This window comes from Burkholderia sp. 22PA0099 (genome assembly GCF_047497165.1).
Taxonomy (GTDB): Bacteria; Pseudomonadota; Gammaproteobacteria; order Burkholderiales; family Burkholderiaceae; genus Burkholderia.
The window spans coordinates 3,482,836-3,499,038 of sequence record NZ_CP163165.1 but is presented as its reverse complement, the minus strand read 5'-3'; the positions used below and the strand labels follow the sequence as shown (position 1 = coordinate 3,499,038).

Here is a 16,203-nt window from a genome sequence, read left to right as displayed (position 1 = left end):
GCGGCGTCAGGCAGGCTTGTACGTTCTTGCGCGGCGGTGAACTTACTTCTTCGCGCTCTGCCAGCGGCCCGGCGGCACGCCGAACATCCGTTTGAAGTGGCGCGTGAAATGGCTCTGATCGACGAACCCGCTGGCGGCCGCCACGTCGGCCACGGCCAGGCCCGCGCGCAGCGGCGCGAGCGAGCGGTGCAGGCGCAACTGATTGCGCCACGCGTGCGGCGCCATGCCGGTCGCGCGCGTGAACAGCCGCGCCGCATGGAACGGCGACAGCCCGGCCGCCTCGGCCATTTCGGCCAGCGTGACGGGCGTGGTCAGATCGGCGGCGAGCCGTTCGCGCATGCGCGCGACGCGGGGTTCGTCGGCGGCCGGCACGCCGGCGCGCGGCCGGCCGAGCGCATGCCGCACGAGCAGCGTGGAGAGCGCGTCGAGCAGCGCCGTTTCGGCCGCGAGCGGCTCGACCAGGCCGCGCGGCAGCGGTGGGGCGGCGAGCGGGCCGGGCGGTGGCGGGGGATCGTCGTGGGCCGGCGCGATATCGATGCCGTCCGCTTCGAGCAGACGATGCGCGAGCAGCAGGCGGCGCGCGCAGTCGGGATCGTGCAGCGCGTCGTCGGGGAACCACGGCACCGGTTGCGGCGATCCGGCGATTTCGTCGGCCAGCGCGCGCAGGTAATCGATCGGCACGTAGGACACGCGATAGCGCCAGCCGTCCTCGGTCGCGCGCGAACCGGTATGCACCTCGCCCGGGTGGATGATCGGCATCGAGCCGGTATCGGCGATCCGCAGGCTGCCGCGATAGCGATAGTGCTCGGCGCCGGTTTCGATCACCGGCACCGTATACGCGTCATGCCAGTGCGGCGCGAACGTGTGCTCGCGATAGGTGGCGGTGACGAGATCGGCCTCCGGCAGCAACGGCGTGCGCCAGTAGCGGGCGGCATCGACGAGACGGGCGGAGCGCATGGTGTGGCGACGGGAACGGGCGGTATTACTTGAGCGGGATCGGCGTGCCGTCGGGCACCGGCACGGCCGTGACGCTGTTCTTCGCGCTGCCCGACACCACGCGATCGCTGTAGGTGAGGTACACCAGCGTGTTGCGTTTCTTGTCGACCACGCGCACCACGTGCAGGGTCTTGAAGATGAACGACATGCGTTCGCTGAACACGTCGGTCTGCTGCTTGAGCGGCTGCGTGAAGTGGATCGGCGCGACCTGGCGGCAGGCGATCGACGCCTCGCTCGGGTCCTCGGCCAGGCCGAGGCTGCCCTTGATGCCGCCGGTGCGCGCCCGCGATACGTAGCAGGTCACGCCCTGCACGAGCGGGTCGTCGTAGGCTTCGACCACCACGCGATCGGAGCCGGTGACGCGGAAGTTCGTGTTGACGCTGGCGACTTCCTCGGCGCCGGCGGCGAACGGAAGCAACGAGACGGCGAGGCAGGTCGCGGCGGCAAGGCGATGGTGGATCATGGGCGGGGCGGGCGGAATGCGAAAGGAATTCGACTCTAGCACGGCGCGCTGCCGGGTTTTCGCGCGGGCAGCGATGCGGAAACGGCGAGGGGCAGGGCGGAAAAACAAAAAGGCCCGTCGTGAGACGGGCCTTTTCGCTGTTTGGCTCCCCGACCTGGGCTCGAACCAGGGACCTACGGATTAACAGTCCGGCGCTCTACCGACTGAGCTATCGGGGAATAAATCGGTACTGCGTTTGTTCAGTGCGGGCTCGCTGAAACCAGCGCGCCAAGCATTTTTGGCTCCCCGACCTGGGCTCGAACCAGGGACCTACGGATTAACAGTCCGGCGCTCTACCGACTGAGCTATCGGGGAACAAACAGCAGAGAAACGAGATTCTATGAGGCTAACGAAAACGTGTCAAGCCCCTGCGCGAAATTTCCGGAAACCCGGATGCGAGGCTGCGCCGCGGACGGGCGCAGCGTGGCGAGATCAGCGCTCGAGCAGGTGCAGTTTGTCCTGCACGTCCTTCCACTCGTCGGCGTCGCCGGGGGCGGGCTTCGTCTTGGTGATCGACGGCCACAGCTTGGCCAGTTCGGCATTCAGCGGCGTGTATTGCTGCTGGTCGCCGGGAACGTCTTCCTCTGCGTAGATCGCATTGGTCGGGCATTCGGCCACGCACACGGCGCAGTCGATGCATTCGTCCGGATCGATCGCGAGAAAATTGGGACCTTCACGGAAGCAATCCACCGGGCACACATCGACGCAATCCGTGTATTTGCACTTGATGCAGCCTTCGGTCACAACGTGAGTCATTCAAAACGCTCCTGCTTGGCGATGATATGTGTGGGGGTAGGCTTTGCGCCAAATGCGGCATTGTAACTGAAGCGGAAAACCCTTATCCAGCCACCCCGGCCCTGTCTTATACCGTTTCGTGATTAGTTTATGGCGTGGCGCCGCGTCGCCGTGACGGGGATGGTCTGGCGCGCATTCGGGTAACATGCGGCAGGCATGTCCGGGCAGGGCGCTCGCGTGGAAACGCTGCGGCTCGTTCCGGTTCCGGCGCTTCCTTGCGGCCGGGGTCGTGCGCGGCGGTCTTCGCGCGTTAGGCAGTCTTTCTAGGCAGTCTCGAATCATGATCATTACTTCGCTGCTCGACACCGATCTGTACAAGTTCACGATGATGCAGGTGGTGCTGCATCACTTCCCGGCCGCCAACGTCGAATACCGGTTCCGGTGCCGCAATCCCGGCATCGATCTCGTGCCGTATATCGACGAGATTCGCGATGAAGTGCGCGGCCTGTGCCATCTGCGTTTCACCGAGGCCGAACTCGATTACCTGCGCGAAATGCGCTTCATCAAGGGCGATTTCGTCGAGTTCCTCGCGCTGTTCCATCTCAACGAGAAGTACATCGAGATCTCGCCGTCGCCGAAGGCCAACGGCGAGATCGACATCGTGATTCGCGGCCCGTGGCTGCACACGATCCTGTTCGAGATCCCGGTGCTGGCGATCGTCAACGAGGTGTATTTCCGCAACACGCAGACCGAGCCCGATTACGGCGAGGGCCGCGATCGCCTGCGCGACAAGATCACCCTGCTCGGCGCGAAGCCCGAATTCTCCGAATGCAAGATCGCCGATTACGGCACGCGCCGCCGCTTCTCGAAGGTGTGGCACGAGGAAGTGGCGATGACGCTGCGCGACGGGCTCGGTGCGCAGTTCGCCGGCACCAGCAACGTGTATTACGCGAAGAAGCACGGCATCACGCCGCTCGGCACGATGGCGCATGAATACCTGCAGGCCTGCCAGGCGCTCGGCCCGCGGTTGCGCGATTCGCAGATCTACGGGCTCGAGATGTGGGCCAAGGAATATCGCGGCGACCTCGGCATCGCGCTGTCCGACGTGTATGGCATGGATGCGTTCCTGCGCGATTTCGACATGTACTTCTGCAAGTTGTTCGACGGCGCGCGCCACGATTCCGGTGATCCGTTCGAGTGGGGCGAGCGGATGATCCGTCACTACGAGTCGAACCGCTGCGACCCGCGCACCAAGGTGCTGGTGTTCTCCGACGCGCTCGACATCCCGAAGGTGCTGCAGCTTTACGAGCGCTTCCGCGACCGCTGCAGGCTCGCGTTCGGCGTCGGCACCAATCTGACCAACGACCTCGGCTACCGGCCGCTGCAGATCGTCATCAAGATGGTTCGCTGCAACGGCCAACCGGTCGCCAAGCTGTCCGATTCGCCGGGCAAGAGCATGTGCGACGACAAGAACTATCTGGCCTATCTGCGCCAGGTGTTCGGCATCGCCCAGCCGGACGAGGACAGCGCGGGCAAATAAGGCCGCGAGCCGGCACGCGCCCCCCGGGCGCGCTGCCGCGACCTGTCCGAACGGCCGGTGGCGGGCCATCGCGCCGGCACCGGCCGTTATAATCGAGCGCGATCCCACCGCCACGTTCACGAGGACCGCACATGGACACGTCGGCTGCCCGCCGCAAGATCTTCGCGCGCATCCGCGCGGCCCAGGGGCGCCCGGCCGAAGCCGAGGCGCACGAGCACGAACAGGCCGCCGATTACCTGGCGCGCCATCCGGCCGGCCCGCGCCCGCCGATGCCCACCGATCCCGACGCGCTCGTCGCACGCTTCACCGAGGAAGCCGTGCGCATGGCCACCACGGTCGAAGCCGTCGATACGCTGGCCGACGTGCCGGCCGCCGCCGCCCGCTATCTCGCCGAACATGCCTTGCCCATGCAGGCGATCGCCTGGCGCACGCTCGCCGAACTCGATTGGCGCGCGGCCGGCCTCGGCGTCGAATGCCGCAAGCCGCGCGACGGCGATCTGGTCGGCATCACGGGCTGTTTCTGCGCGACGGCCGAAACCGGCTCGCTGGTGCTGCTGTCCGGGCCGGACACCTACGCATCGGCCGCGCTGCTGCCGGAAACCCATCTCGTGGTGGTGCCCGCCTCGCGCATCGTGGCCGGGCACGAGGAAGCGTTCGCGCTGATCCGCGCCGAACACGGCGAGTTGCCGCGCGCCGTGAATATCGTGTCGGGGCCGTCGCGCACCGGCGATATCGAGCAGACCATCGTGCTCGGCGCGCATGGCCCGTACCGCGTCCACGCGATCATCGTGGGCGGCGCATGAGCCGCGCCGCCCGTTCGTTTTTTTCGTCGCTGCATGGCGCGCTGCGTTTGCCGCGCGTACCGTTCGCCGCGTGCGTGCCGGTGCTGGCCGTGCTGGCGCTGATGCCGCTGCCGGCCTCTGCCGCCACGCTCGACGGCGCCACGCTGTCGGCGCTGTGGGGCCTGCCGTTCGCCGGCATGCTGCTGTCGATCGCGGTGTTCCCGCTCGTCGCGCCATTGTTCTGGCATCACCATTTCGGCAAGATCGCCGCGGCCTGGGCGCTCGCGTTTCTCGTGCCGTTCGCGGCCGTGTTCGGCGCGGGCGTGGCGTTCGGCACGCTGGTGCATGCGCTGCTCGAGGAATACATCCCGTTCATCGTGCTGCTGACCACGCTCTATACGGTAGCGGGCGGCATTTGCGTGCACGGCGACCTGCGCGCCTCGCCCGCGCGCAATACCGGGCTGCTCGCGCTCGGCGCGCTGCTCGCAAGCCTGATGGGCACCACCGGCGCCGCGATGCTGCTGATCCGGCCGTTGCTGCGCGCCAATGCCGCGCGGCCGCGCGTGGTGCACGTCGTGGTGTTCTTCATCTTCCTGGTGGCGAACGCGGGCGGCGCGCTGTCGCCGCTCGGCGATCCGCCGCTGTTTCTCGGCTTCCTGAACGGTGTCGATTTCTTCTGGACCACGATCCATCTCGCGCTGCCCACGCTGTTCATCTGCGGCGTCCTGCTGGCGGTCTTTCATGCGCTCGATAGCTGGCGTTTCCGGCGCGACGGCGACGGTGGCCGTGGCGATAAGCCCGCCGGCGTCGCGCCGGTGCCGATCCGTATCGAGGGCACGTTCAACTTCGTGCTGCTGGCCGTGATCGTCGCGCTGGTGCTGATGAGCGGCATCTGGAAGCCGGGCATCGTGTTCGACGTGTTCGGCACGCACGTGGCGTTGCAGAACGCCGTGCGCGACGTGGCGCTGATCGCTGTTGCGCTGCTTTCGCTGGCGCTGACGCCGCGCGCGGCGCGTGAAGGCAATGCGTTCGACTGGGCGCCGATCGAGGAGGTGGCCAAGCTGTTTGCCGGCATCTTCGTGACGATCGCGCCGGTCATCGTGATCCTGCGCGCGGGCGCGGGCGGCGCGTTCGCCTCGATCGTGCATCTGGTGACGGACGCGCACGGCGAGCCGATCGTGCCGATGCTGTTCTGGGCCACCGGTTTGCTGTCCTCGTTCCTCGACAATGCGCCGACCTACCTCGTATTCTTCAACCTCGCCGGCGGCGATGCGTCGACGCTGATGACCACGGGCGCTGCCTCGCTCGCGGCGATCTCGGCCGGCGCGGTCTTCATGGGCGCGAACAGCTATATCGGCAATGCGCCGAACTTCATGGTGAAGGCGATCGCCGAATCGCGCGGGGTTCGCATGCCGAGCTTCTTCGCCTACCTGGGCTGGTCGTTCGGCATTCTCGTGCCGGTGTTCGCGCTGACGACATGGCTCTTCTTCTCCGCCTGAGCAGGGCGGATTTCAACACGGTTTGGCGGGCGGCCCGGCGGCGCAGTCGTGCGAAGCCGGCCGCGCGCATTTGACGGAGGCAGGCAATGCAGAAAATCCTGGTGGCGCGTCCGATCTTTCCGGATGTGATCGAGCGTCTGAAGCAGCATTTCGAGGTGGACTGGAACAACGGCGACGCCCTCTCGCCCGACGCACTCCATGCGCGGCTCGCCGACAAGGACGGTGCGCTGACGGCCGGCGACCCGATCGGCGCCGCTGCGCTGGCCGCCGCGCCCAAGCTGCGCGTCGTATCGAACATGGCGGTTGGCTACAACAACTTCGACATCGCGGCGTTCAACGCGGCAAACGTGCTCGGCACCAACACGCCCGACGTGCTCAACGAGAGCACCGCCGATTTCGGCTGGGCGCTGATGATGGCGGCCGCGCGCCGTATCGCCGAATCGGAGCACTGGCTGCGCGCCGGCAAGTGGGAGAAGTGGTCGTTCGACAGTTTCCTCGGCGCGGACCTGCATGGCGCGACGCTCGGCGTGGTCGGCATGGGCCGCATCGGCCAGGCGCTCGCGCGCCGCGCGCGCGGCTTCAACATGCGCGTGGTGTATCACAACCGTTCGCGCGTCGCGCCCGAGATCGAGGCCGACCTGAACGCCGAATATCTCTCGAAGGAAGCGCTGCTGCGCCAGGCCGATCATGTCGTGCTGGTGCTGCCCTATACGAAGGAAAGCCATCACACCATCGGCGCGGCCGAGCTGGCGTTGATGAAGCCCACCGCCACGCTGACCAATATCGCGCGCGGCGGCATCGTCGACGACGCGGCGCTGGCCGTGGCGCTGCGCGAGCGCCGCATCGCGGCGGCCGGCCTCGACGTGTTCGAGGGCGAGCCGAGCGTGAACCCGGCGCTGCTCGAGGTGCCGAACATCGTCATCACGCCGCATATCGCGAGCGCCACCGAGGCGACGCGCCGCGCGATGGCGAACCTCGCCGCCGACAACCTGATCGCGGGCCTCGGCGTCGGGCCGCGCGCGGGCCGCCCGCCGAACCCGGTCAATCCCGACGTGCTCGGCAAGGCACGCGCATGACGATGCCGTTGTTGCTTGGCGCGATCGTCGTGCTGGCGGTGGCGCTCGCGATCGCGCTGGTGGTGCTCTGGCGCGGCTCGGGCCGCGCCGGCGATGGCATCGGCTGGCTCGGCGAGCGGCTCGACGACGTGCAGGACGAGCAGGCTCGCGCCACCGAGCGGCTCGAACGCGCGCTGCGCGGCGAAATCACCGAAAGCTCGCGCGGCGCGCGCACCGAGTTGTCGGGCAGCTTCGCGCAGCTCCAGCAGATGCTGGCCGCGCAGATGACGAGCGTGGCCACCGTGCAGAATCAGCAGATCGACGGCTTCGCGCAGCAACTGGCGAAGCTGGTGGCCGCCAACACGCAGCAGTTCGACGCGATGCGCGACGGCCTGCATCAGCAGGCGCAACTGGCGCGCGACGAGCAGGGCGCCGCGCTGCGCCATTTCGGCGCCGTGCTGAACCAGCAGCTCGTGCAACTGACCGAGGCGAACGACCGTCGCCTCGGCGAAGTGCGCGCCACGCTCGAACAGCGCCTGAAGGACATCGAGGCGAACAACGCCGCGAAGCTCGACGAGATGCGCCGCACCGTGGACGAAAAACTGCACGCGACGCTCGAACAGCGGCTCGGCGAATCGTTCCGGCTGGTGTCCGAGCGGCTGGAGCAGGTGCATCGCGGGCTCGGCGAAATGCAGACGCTGGCGGCCGGCGTGGGCGATCTGAAGAAGGTGCTGACCAACGTCAAGACGCGCGGCACCTGGGGCGAGGTGCAGCTCGAAGCGCTGCTCGAACAGATGCTGACGCCCGACCAGTACGCGAAGAACGTCGCGACGGTGCCCAAGCGCAGCGAGCGCGTCGAATTCGCGATCCGCCTGCCCGGCAGGCAGCACGATTCGCAGCCGGTGTGGCTGCCGATCGACGCGAAATTCCCGCGCGAGGATTACGAGCGGCTGATCGATGCGCAGGAGCGCGCCGATGTCGTGGCCGTGGAGGAGGCGGCGCGCGCGCTCGAAATGCGGATTCGCGCCGAGGCCAAGACCATCGCCGAGAAGTACGTCTCGCCGCCGCACACCACCGATTTCGCGCTGCTGTTCCTGCCGACCGAGGGGCTGTATGCCGAGGTTCTGCGGCGCCCCGGGTTGACCGACCTGCTGCAGCGCGAGTATCGCGTGACGGTTGCCGGGCCGACCACGCTGACGGCACTCCTCAACAGCCTGCAGATGGGCTTCCGCACGCTGGCCATCGAGCAGCGTTCGAGCGAAGTCTGGCAGGTGCTGGGCGCGGTCAAGACCGAGTTCGGCAAGTTCGGCGACGTGCTGGCGCGCACCAAGGCGCAACTCGAAACGGTGACGCGCTCGATCGAGTCGGCCGAGCAGCGTACGCGCGTGATGAGCCGCAAGCTCAAGGATGTCGAGGCCTTGCCTGGCGACGATGCGGCAGGCTTGCTCGGTGAGGCGGGGCCGGACGAGGAAGGGTGATGAAGCGGCGCACCGGGCGGTGCGCCGTGTTGGTCCGTGTCAGTTGTTGCCGGCCGGCTTGGCCAGCGCTTCGAGCTGCTCGCCCGTCACGCGCACCACGCGCCAATCGGGCAGTACCGTCGCGCCGAGCCGTTCGTAGAAATCGATGGCCGGCTGGTTCCAGTCGAGCACGGTCCATTCGAAGCGCCCGCAGCGCTGCTCCACCGCCAGGGCCGCCAGCGCGCGCAGCAACCGCGTGCCGAGGCCGGTGCCACGGCAGGCCGGCTGCACGTAGAGATCTTCGAGATACAGCCCGCGCTTGCCGAGGAACGTCGAATAGTTCTGGAAATACAGCGCGTAGCCCACCACGGCGCCATCTTGCGTCGCGACCAGCGCGCCCGCGGCCGGGTTCGGCCCGAACAGTGCGTCGTCGAGATCGGCCTCGGTTGCGACGAACAGGTGCGTCAACGATTCGAACTCGGCCAACTCGCGCATCAGCGCGACCAGCGCGGCGGCATCGCCGGGTTGGGCGGCGCGGATGGCCGTCGTGTTCACGCTTCTTCCTGAACGTCGGACAGCACGATCTCGATGCCGCCGAAGCGCGAGGCCACCCAGTTGTAGGCGTGGCAGGCAATCCACAGCAGCACGAAGCCGATGATCGCGTTCAGCAGCAGCGCGCTGAAGATCGTGCTCAACTCGACCGACCCGTAACGCACGAACGCGACGAGAATGCCGAGCAGCACGATCGGCACGCTGAACGTCAGGTACACGAGGATCAGCGCCTTGGCCGTCTGCCCCGCCGCGATCGAGGTAATTTGCTTTTTCATAGTCGAGTTGCCCCGTAAGTGCTAGTGCAGGAAATATTGAATTTTAGAGTGCGCCGGCGAACGGCAGAATCTCGACCGTCTCGCCGGCTTCGACGCGAGCGTGTGCCGCGCCGATCACGATGAAGCAATTCGCGTCGCTGAGGCCTTTCAGCGATGCCGAACTTTGCGAGCCTGCCGGGGCGACTTGCCAGTGGCCATCGGTGTCGCGCGTGGCGATGCCGCGCAGGAAATCGGTGCGGCCCGTGCGCGTGTCGATCGCGTCGAGCGCGCGGGCCGGGTAGCGCGCGGCCGGTTCCGGCTGCGCGCCCATGCAGGCCAGCAGCGCGTCGCGCACGATCACCTGGAACGTGGCGGCGACCGCTACCGGGTTGCCGGGCAGGCCGAAGAACAGCGCCGCACGAGCGCCGGGTGCGTTGGGTGCGCCGGCGTCGAGCTGGCCGCAGGCGAGCGGCCGGCCGGGGCGCATCGCGAGGCTCGCGAAATGCACGTGGCCGAGCTTGCCGAGCAGGTCGCGCGTGAAATCGGCGTCGCCCACCGACACGCCCCCCGAAGTGATGACCACGTCGGCCCGCGTGGCCGCGTCGCGCAGCGCCGCTTCGAGCGCGGCCGGATCGTCGCGGACGATGCCGCCGTCGATCGTTTCCACGCCGAGCGTGGCGAGCATGCCGAACAGGATCGCGCGGTTGCTGTCGTAACGTCCGCCCGCGCCGAGCGGTTCGCCCGGTGCGCGCAATTCGTCGCCGGTCGACAGGCAGGCCACGCGCAAGCGCCGCCGCACCAGCACGCGATCGATGCCGAGCGAGGCCAGCAGGCCGAGGTCGGCCGGGCGCACGATGCGACCGGCGTCGAGCACGGTGGCGCCGTGGGCGAGATCCTCGCCGGCGCGCCGGCAGTTTGCGCCGCGCGCCACGGCGTTCGCCGCGAAGCGCGCGATGGCGTGTGTGCTCAGGTCGACGCGTTCCTGCGGAATCACGGTGTCGCAGCCGGCCGGCATCGGTGCGCCGGTCATGATCCGGACGCAGGCGCCGGCAGGCGTCGCACCCGGATGCGGATGGCCGGCCAGCGCGGTGCCGGCCACCGTCAACGCCAGTTCGCCGCCGTTTGCCACGGCGGCCACGAGCGCCGCGCCGTCGAACGCATAGCCGTCCATCGCCGAGTTGTCATAGGCCGGCACGTCGAGCGGCGAGGCGATCGCCTCGGCCAGCACGCGGCCGAGTGCGGCGTCGAGCGCGACCGGCTCCGTGCCCTCGACCGGCGCGGCAAGGCTCAGTGCAAGCGCGCGCGCGGCATCGACGGACAAGGTTTCGGAGTTCGGAGCGGCGGGCGACGGATGCGTGGTCATGGCTGGTGAGGCGCCGCGAGGCGGACGGTTCGCGCCGGTGGGCGATGGCGTGCTGCGGCGGCAGCGGGTGCGGCGGGCCGGAATGGCCGTGCCGGCGTCATTCGCGCTCGAGGCGGGTCAATTCCTGCAAAGAATTGGCATTGTAAAACGCGCGCTCGTCGTGAAATGGCACTTCGACGGCCGTGTGGCGTGCGTACCACGCGCGCACACGCCGCTCTCCGGCCGCCAGTGCGGCGTCGAGGTCGTCGGCGAGCGCGGCGGGCACCAGCGCGAAGGTCGGCTGCGCGTGGCGCGTGCCGTCGGCGTCGATCGACACGGCCACGGCGATCTCGGCGGCGTGCGCCTCGCGCGCGGCGAGCAGGCGCGCGGCCAGGTCGAGCGGCAGATACGGCGTGTCGCACGGCGCCGTCAGCACCAGGGGCGTTGGCGCGGCGCGCAGCCCGGCCAGCAGCCCGGCGAGCGGCCCCGCGAAGCCGGGCGTCGCATCGGCCACGACGCGCGCGCCGTAGGGCTGGCCGAGCGCGAGATAGACCTCGGGGTTGCGGTTCGCGCTGATCAGGCAGGCGCTAGTTTGCGGCGCGAGCCGGCGCAGCACATGCTGCGCGAGCGGTTCGCCGTGCAGCGGTTGCAGGCCCTTGTCGACGCCACCCATGCGCGAACCCTGGCCACCTGCGAGCAGCAGGCCGGTCAGCGTGGCGTGCCGAGCGGCACTCGGGGGCGTGGACGAATCGGAGGGGGGCACGGGCGTGGCGGAGCGGCGGTCAGCCGCCGATATAGGACATCTCGACACGCGGCGCATGGCCCTCGGCCGGCGCTTTGGCCTGGCTGGTGCCGCGCAATTGCGAATAGCGGTCGTCGCGCGCGTGCCAGATGCGCGCGATGGCGCTGGAGATTTGCGCATCGGACGCGCCGTTGCGCAGCAGCCCGCGCAGATCGTGGCCCGAGGTGCCGAACAGGCACGTGTACAGCTTGCCTTCGGTCGACAGGCGCGCGCGCGTGCAATCGCCGCAGAACGCGCGCGTCACGCTGGAGATCAGGCCGATTTCGCCGCCGCCGTCGGCGTAGGCCCAGCGCTGGGCGGTTTCACCGGGCGTGTGGGCGTCGAGCGGCACGAGCGGGAATTCGGCGTCGATGCGTTTCAACACGTCGGCTGACGGCAGCACGTCGGTCATGTTCCAGCCATTCGAGCTGCCGACGTCCATGTATTCGATGAAGCGCAGCACCACGCCGGTGTGCCGGAAGCGATGCGCCATCGGCAGGATTTCGGCATCGTTGGTGCCGCGCTTGACCACCATGTTGACCTTGACCGGCTCCAGCCCGGCCGCCTGCGCGGCGAAGATGCCTTCGAGCACGTCGGCGCTCGCGAAATCGGCATCGTTCATGCGGCGGAACAGCGTGTCGTCGAGCGCGTCGAGGCTGACGGTGACGCGCGACAGCCCGGCGTCGCGCAGGCTGCGTGCCTTGCGCGCCAGCAGCGAGCCGTTGGTCGTCAGGGTCAGGTCGAGCGGACGGCCGTCGACCGTTTCCATTCGCGCGAGCCGTTCGATCAGGAATTCGAGGTTCTTGCGCAGCAGCGGCTCGCCGCCGGTGATGCGGATTTTCTCCACGCCGTGCGCGACGAACAGGCGCGCCGTGCGTTCCAGTTCCTCGAGCGAGAGCAGCGCGCTGTGCGGCAGGAACGGATAGTCCTTGTCGAACACGTCGCGCGGCATGCAGTAGACGCAGCGGAAGTTGCAGCGATCGGTGACCGAGATGCGCAGGTCCCGCAGCGGCCGCGCGAGCGCGTCGCGCAGCGTGCCGTTCGGAGCGAGCAGGGCGCCGGACAGATCCGGGATGCTGCTGGCGTCGATGAGCGGGATGATGCGTCGGGACATGGCGGATGAATCGGGTGCGAATTCGTGGGAACGTTCAGACGTCTATTTTAGCGGCAACGCGCCGATCGGGCCGGCGCACGGAAACCCGTAGAAAAAGAGCACAGACGGCGATGCACAGCCGCGCCTGTCAACGCAGCAAGCCGGTAGACATAAAAAAACCCGCCCTCGGAAGGGCGGGTTTGGGGGGCGAAACCCGGTGCGACTTATTGCTGCGTGTGGGTTTCGACCTGCTGCATCGGCGCCGAATCGACCGGCGGCAGCACCTTGCGTTCACGCTGGGCGCGCACCGGCGCGGCGAGGCGCGACGCGGCTTCTTGCGCGGCACGGAGCTTGTCGGCATCCGTGTTCACCCAGGTCAGGCCGGCGGCGTCCAGCGCGGCTTCGATGCCGACGGCTGCTGCGGGTGCGGCGGCCGGAGCCGGTTGCTGCGTTTCGACGGCAGCGGGCACTTGCGGCGCGGCTTCAGCGACCGGCGCCGGTGCCGGTTCAGCGGCGACCGACGTGGCCTCCACCGGAGCCGGTGCCGGAGCGGCGGCGGGCGACGCGGCCGGTTCGACGGCAGCCGGTGCTTCGGCCGGGGTCGGAACCGCTTCGACGACCGGCGCGGCTTCGACGACCGGCGCGGCTTCGGCAGCAGGCGCTTCGACCGGAGCCGGGGCTTCGCTGACCGGTTCGGCGGCGGCCGGAGCCGGTTCCGCCTGGACGGGCTCGGCGGCCGGTGCGGCTTCGACCGGTGCCGGCGTGGCCAGCACGGCCGGTTCCGGAGCCGGAGCCGGTTCGGTTTCGACGACCGGGGCCGGTGCGACGGCTTCCAGCGCGGCGGCAGGCGAAATCGTCGGCGCCGGGGCTTCCGGTGCTGCTGCTTCGGCCGGAGCCGATGCCGCTTCTGCGTGTGCGGCAACGGCTTCGACCGCCACGGCGGCGGTTGCGGCCGTCACGGTTGCGACAGCGGCCACCACCGGTGCGTGCTCGGCATGACCGGCTTCGGCTTGCTCTGCGCCTTCCGAACCTTCCACGCCGTCCTGTGCGCCTGCTGCGCCTTCTTCACGATCGCGACGACCACCACGACGGCCGCGGCGGCGGCGGCGGCGTTCTTCACCGTCGCGTGCGCCGGCTTCGGCGTCGGCGGCGAAGTCCGCACCCGATGCATCCAGTTGCGCTGCGTTCTCGTCCGTCTCGGCGTGGGCTTCGCCGCGGTTGACGGTTTCGAGCGTGGCGGCGTGCGGCACGGCCTTGCGGCGTTCACCGCGCTCGCCACGTTCGCGACGTTCCTGACGCGGCGTTTCCGCTGCATCGTCGGCCGTCACGGCGCGTTCGCGCGGTTCACGATTCTCGCGCGGCTCACGGGCTTCACGGGCCTCACGCGGTTCGCGTTGTTCACGCGGCTCGCGCGGTTCGCGGACTTCGCGACCCTCACGGCCTTCGCGACCTTCACGTGCCTCGCGCGGCTCGCGGTTGCCACGGCCTTCGCGGGCCTCACGCGGCTCGCGTTGTTCGCGCGGTTCGCGCGCTTCCTTGCCTTCGCGCTCGCCGCGCGGCTGCTGCGGCTGACGGCCGCCGGTCACGGCGGGCTGGGCGTCGCGCGTGCCGGCTTGCTGGCCACGGCGGTTGCCGTTGCGGCTGCGATCGCCGCCGCGCTCACCGCGCTCGGATTTCTCGCCGCGTTCGCGGGCCGGACGGGCCGGTGCCGCTGCTTCCTTGACCGGTTCCGGTGCCGGAGCGGGCGTAGGCGCCGCGCCGAACAGGCTCTTGATCCAGCCGAAGAAACCACCGCCGGCCGGTGCGGCCACCGCGGCCGGAGCCGGGGCGGCAACCGGAGCCGGTGCGGCTTCGCGTTGCGGTGCTGCGCTCGGCGCCGGGCTGGCCGGCGTGATGCCCTTGACGGCGGCTTCCTGCTTCGGCTTCGCTTCGGTATCGCGCTTGCTGTAACCGGTTTCCGATTCCAGTTCGCGGGCCGCTTCCTCGGCCATCTTCCACGAGGCGCGCGGGTCGTCGAGGCGAGCGTCGTCGTGACGCAGACGTTCGAGCTTGTAGTGCGGCGTATCGAGGTGCTTGTTCGGGATCAGCACGATGCCAACCTTGAAGCGCGACTCGATCTTGTTGATTTCCTGACGCTTTTCGTTCAGCAGGAAGGCCGTGACTTCGACGGGCACCTGGCAATGGATCGCCGCGGTGTTCTCCTTCATCGCCTCTTCCTGGATGATCCGCAGCACTTGCAGCGCCGAGGATTCCGTATCGCGGATGTGGCCGGTGCCGTTACAGCGCGGGCAGGTCACATGGCTGCCTTCCGACAGCGCCGGACGCAGGCGCTGACGCGACAGTTCCATCAGGCCGAAGCGCGAGATCTTGCCCATCTGCACGCGCGCACGGTCGTGCTTGAGCGCATCTTTCAGGCGTTGCTCGACTTCACGCTGGCTCTTGGCCGATTCCATGTCGATGAAATCGATCACGATCAGGCCGCCGAGGTCGCGCAGGCGCAACTGGCGCGCCACTTCGTCGGCGGCTTCGAGGTTGGTGCGGGTGGCCGTTTCCTCGATGTCCGCACCCTTGGTGGCGCGGGCCGAGTTCACGTCGATCGCCACCAGTGCTTCGGTGTGATCGATCACGATCGCGCCGCCCGAGGGCAGCGGCACCGTGCGCGAGTACGCCGTTTCGATCTGGTGTTCGATCTGGAAGCGCGAGAACAGCGGGACGTCGTCGTGATAGCGCTTCACCTTGCCGACGTTGTCCGGCATCACGATGTCCATGAAGGCCCGGGCCTGGTCATGGATTTCGTTGGTGTCGATCAGAATTTCGCCGATATCGGGCTGGAAATAGTCCCGGATCGCGCGAATCACGAGGCTCGATTCGAGATAGATCAGCATCGGCTGGCCGTTGTGGCCGCTCTTCGACGCTGCTTCGATCGCATGCCAGAGCTGCAGCAGGTAGTTCAGATCCCATTGCAGTTCTTCGGCGCTGCGGCCGATGCCCGCGGTGCGGGCGATCATGCTCATCCCTTCGGGGATTTCGAGCTGCGCCATGGTTTCGCGCAGTTCCTGACGCTCGTCGCCCTCGATGCGGCGCGACACGCCGCCGCCGCGCGGGTTGTTCGGCATCAGCACGAGGTAACGGCCGGCCAGCGAGATGAAGGTGGTCAGGGCGGCGCCCTTGTTGCCACGTTCTTCCTTCTCGACCTGAACGATCAGTTCCTGGCCTTCGCGCAGGGCGTCCTGGATGCGCGCGGAGCGCATGTCGACGCCGTCGCGGAAGTACTGGCGCGCGACTTCCTTGAACGGCAGGAAGCCGTGGCGATCTTCGCCGTAGTTGACGAAGCACGCTTCGAGCGAGGGCTCGATGCGCGTGATCACGCCCTTGTAGATATTGCCTTTGCGCTGTTCGCGGCCGGCGGTTTCGATGTCGATGTCGATGAGCTTCTGCCCATCGACGATGGCGACGCGCAGTTCTTCCTGCTGCGTCGCATTGAACAGCATGCGTTTCATTGAACGACTCCAGGCGGCGCTGCCGGCGGCGCGTTTCGCTTGTCAGGCGGAACGCGTGCGAAGACAGGCCGCGCCTTGTTGTGTTGTCACAAGCACGCTGGAGCGGGAACGATGG

Annotated in this window: 14 protein-coding genes and 2 tRNA genes; 5 read left to right on the top strand and 11 right to left on the bottom strand. The window is 68.4% G+C overall.

Translation table 11 applies throughout. The annotated features are described in order from the left end of the window. Window positions 1–42: 42 nt before the first annotated feature. From AB4851_RS30865 to fdxA, 5 genes are all read right to left on the bottom strand, one after another. Entirely contained in the window at window positions 43–957 is a 915-nt protein-coding gene (locus AB4851_RS30865; protein ID WP_414450115.1) for an AraC family transcriptional regulator, read from the bottom strand. Between the two features lie 25 nt (window positions 958–982). After that, entirely contained in the window at window positions 983–1,459 is a 477-nt protein-coding gene (locus AB4851_RS30860; protein ID WP_414450114.1) for a CreA family protein, read from the bottom strand. A gap of 142 nt (window positions 1,460–1,601) precedes the next feature. Next, window positions 1,602–1,677 (bottom strand) — tRNA-Asn (locus AB4851_RS30855). Window positions 1,678–1,737: 60 nt separating this feature from the next. Continuing rightward, a tRNA-Asn gene (locus tag AB4851_RS30850) sits at window positions 1,738–1,813 on the bottom strand. Between the two features lie 117 nt (window positions 1,814–1,930). Further along, entirely contained in the window at window positions 1,931–2,254 is a 324-nt protein-coding gene (gene fdxA / locus AB4851_RS30845) for a ferredoxin FdxA (RefSeq protein WP_206130446.1), read from the bottom strand. 319 nt (window positions 2,255–2,573) lie between these two features. Here fdxA and pncB point away from each other — a divergent pair, with 319 nt between their 5' ends. From pncB to rmuC, 5 genes are all read left to right on the top strand, one after another. Next, the gene (gene pncB / locus AB4851_RS30840) at window positions 2,574–3,773 is read left to right on the top strand and encodes a nicotinate phosphoribosyltransferase (protein WP_414450113.1); all 1,200 of its coding nucleotides are present in this window, start codon (window positions 2,574–2,576) and stop codon (window positions 3,771–3,773) included. Between the two features lie 131 nt (window positions 3,774–3,904). Then, a complete protein-coding gene (locus AB4851_RS30835; RefSeq protein WP_414450112.1) occupies window positions 3,905–4,576 on the top strand; it encodes a LutC/YkgG family protein in 672 nt (223 codons plus the stop codon). Between the two features lie 101 nt (window positions 4,577–4,677). Further along, window positions 4,678–6,054 (top strand): sodium:proton antiporter, encoded by a 1,377-nt coding sequence (locus AB4851_RS30830; protein WP_414451986.1) that lies wholly within the window; start codon window positions 4,678–4,680, stop codon window positions 6,052–6,054. 86 nt (window positions 6,055–6,140) lie between these two features. After that, window positions 6,141–7,130 carry a 2-hydroxyacid dehydrogenase gene (locus AB4851_RS30825; RefSeq protein WP_414444270.1) on the top strand — a complete coding sequence of 330 codons (990 nt, stop codon included), beginning with the start codon at window positions 6,141–6,143 and terminating at the stop codon, window positions 7,128–7,130. Then, on the top strand, window positions 7,127–8,587 hold the full coding sequence (rmuC, locus tag AB4851_RS30820; protein WP_414450111.1) for a DNA recombination protein RmuC: 1,461 nt from the start codon (window positions 7,127–7,129) through the stop codon (window positions 8,585–8,587). The genes AB4851_RS30825 and rmuC overlap by 4 nt, the downstream gene beginning before the upstream one ends. 39 nt (window positions 8,588–8,626) lie before the next feature. Here rmuC and AB4851_RS30815 read toward each other — a convergent pair whose 3' ends face one another. The 6 genes from AB4851_RS30815 to AB4851_RS30790 form a co-directional block, all read right to left on the bottom strand. Then, window positions 8,627–9,061: an N-acetyltransferase family protein gene (locus AB4851_RS30815; protein ID WP_414451985.1), complete on the bottom strand. Its 435-nt coding sequence runs from the start codon at window positions 9,059–9,061 to the stop codon at window positions 8,627–8,629. Window positions 9,062–9,117: 56 nt separating this feature from the next. After that, entirely contained in the window at window positions 9,118–9,393 is a 276-nt protein-coding gene (locus tag AB4851_RS30810) for a hypothetical protein (protein ID WP_414444272.1), read from the bottom strand. A gap of 43 nt (window positions 9,394–9,436) precedes the next feature. Then, a complete protein-coding gene (gene glp, locus AB4851_RS30805; protein WP_414450110.1) occupies window positions 9,437–10,735 on the bottom strand; it encodes a gephyrin-like molybdotransferase Glp in 1,299 nt (432 codons plus the stop codon). A 97-nt stretch (window positions 10,736–10,832) separates the two neighbouring features. Continuing rightward, window positions 10,833–11,387 carry a molybdenum cofactor guanylyltransferase MobA gene (gene mobA, locus AB4851_RS30800; protein ID WP_414451984.1) on the bottom strand — a complete coding sequence of 185 codons (555 nt, stop codon included), beginning with the start codon at window positions 11,385–11,387 and terminating at the stop codon, window positions 10,833–10,835. Between the two features lie 109 nt (window positions 11,388–11,496). Next, window positions 11,497–12,609, bottom strand: coding sequence for a GTP 3',8-cyclase MoaA (gene moaA / locus AB4851_RS30795; RefSeq protein WP_414450109.1), 1,113 nt, complete (start codon window positions 12,607–12,609; stop codon window positions 11,497–11,499). Between the two features lie 203 nt (window positions 12,610–12,812). After that, window positions 12,813–16,088: an Rne/Rng family ribonuclease gene (locus AB4851_RS30790; RefSeq protein ID WP_414450108.1), complete on the bottom strand. Its 3,276-nt coding sequence runs from the start codon at window positions 16,086–16,088 to the stop codon at window positions 12,813–12,815. Between the last annotated feature and the right edge of the window lie 115 nt (window positions 16,089–16,203).

Bases quoted from the DNA above. Each gene is read 5' to 3' on its own strand.
- AB4851_RS30865 (WP_414450115.1), bottom strand. From the start codon at position 957: ATGCGCTCCGCCCGTCTCGTCGATGCCGCCCGCTACTGGCGCACGCCG.
- AB4851_RS30860 (WP_414450114.1), bottom strand. From the start codon at position 1,459: ATGATCCACCATCGCCTTGCCGCCGCGACCTGCCTCGCCGTCTCGTTG.
- fdxA (WP_206130446.1), bottom strand. From the start codon at position 2,254: ATGACTCACGTTGTGACCGAAGGCTGCATCAAGTGCAAATACACGGAT.
- pncB (WP_414450113.1), top strand. From the start codon at position 2,574: ATGATCATTACTTCGCTGCTCGACACCGATCTGTACAAGTTCACGATG.
- AB4851_RS30835 (WP_414450112.1), top strand. From the start codon at position 3,905: ATGGACACGTCGGCTGCCCGCCGCAAGATCTTCGCGCGCATCCGCGCG.
- AB4851_RS30830 (WP_414451986.1), top strand. From the start codon at position 4,678: ATGCCGCTGCCGGCCTCTGCCGCCACGCTCGACGGCGCCACGCTGTCG.
- AB4851_RS30825 (WP_414444270.1), top strand. From the start codon at position 6,141: ATGCAGAAAATCCTGGTGGCGCGTCCGATCTTTCCGGATGTGATCGAG.
- rmuC (WP_414450111.1), top strand. From the start codon at position 7,127: ATGACGATGCCGTTGTTGCTTGGCGCGATCGTCGTGCTGGCGGTGGCG.
- AB4851_RS30815 (WP_414451985.1), bottom strand. From the start codon at position 9,061: ATGCGCGAGTTGGCCGAGTTCGAATCGTTGACGCACCTGTTCGTCGCA.
- AB4851_RS30810 (WP_414444272.1), bottom strand. From the start codon at position 9,393: ATGAAAAAGCAAATTACCTCGATCGCGGCGGGGCAGACGGCCAAGGCG.
- glp (WP_414450110.1), bottom strand. From the start codon at position 10,735: ATGACCACGCATCCGTCGCCCGCCGCTCCGAACTCCGAAACCTTGTCC.
- mobA (WP_414451984.1), bottom strand. From the start codon at position 11,387: ATGGGTGGCGTCGACAAGGGCCTGCAACCGCTGCACGGCGAACCGCTC.
- moaA (WP_414450109.1), bottom strand. From the start codon at position 12,609: ATGTCCCGACGCATCATCCCGCTCATCGACGCCAGCAGCATCCCGGAT.
- AB4851_RS30790 (WP_414450108.1), bottom strand. From the start codon at position 16,088: ATGAAACGCATGCTGTTCAATGCGACGCAGCAGGAAGAACTGCGCGTC.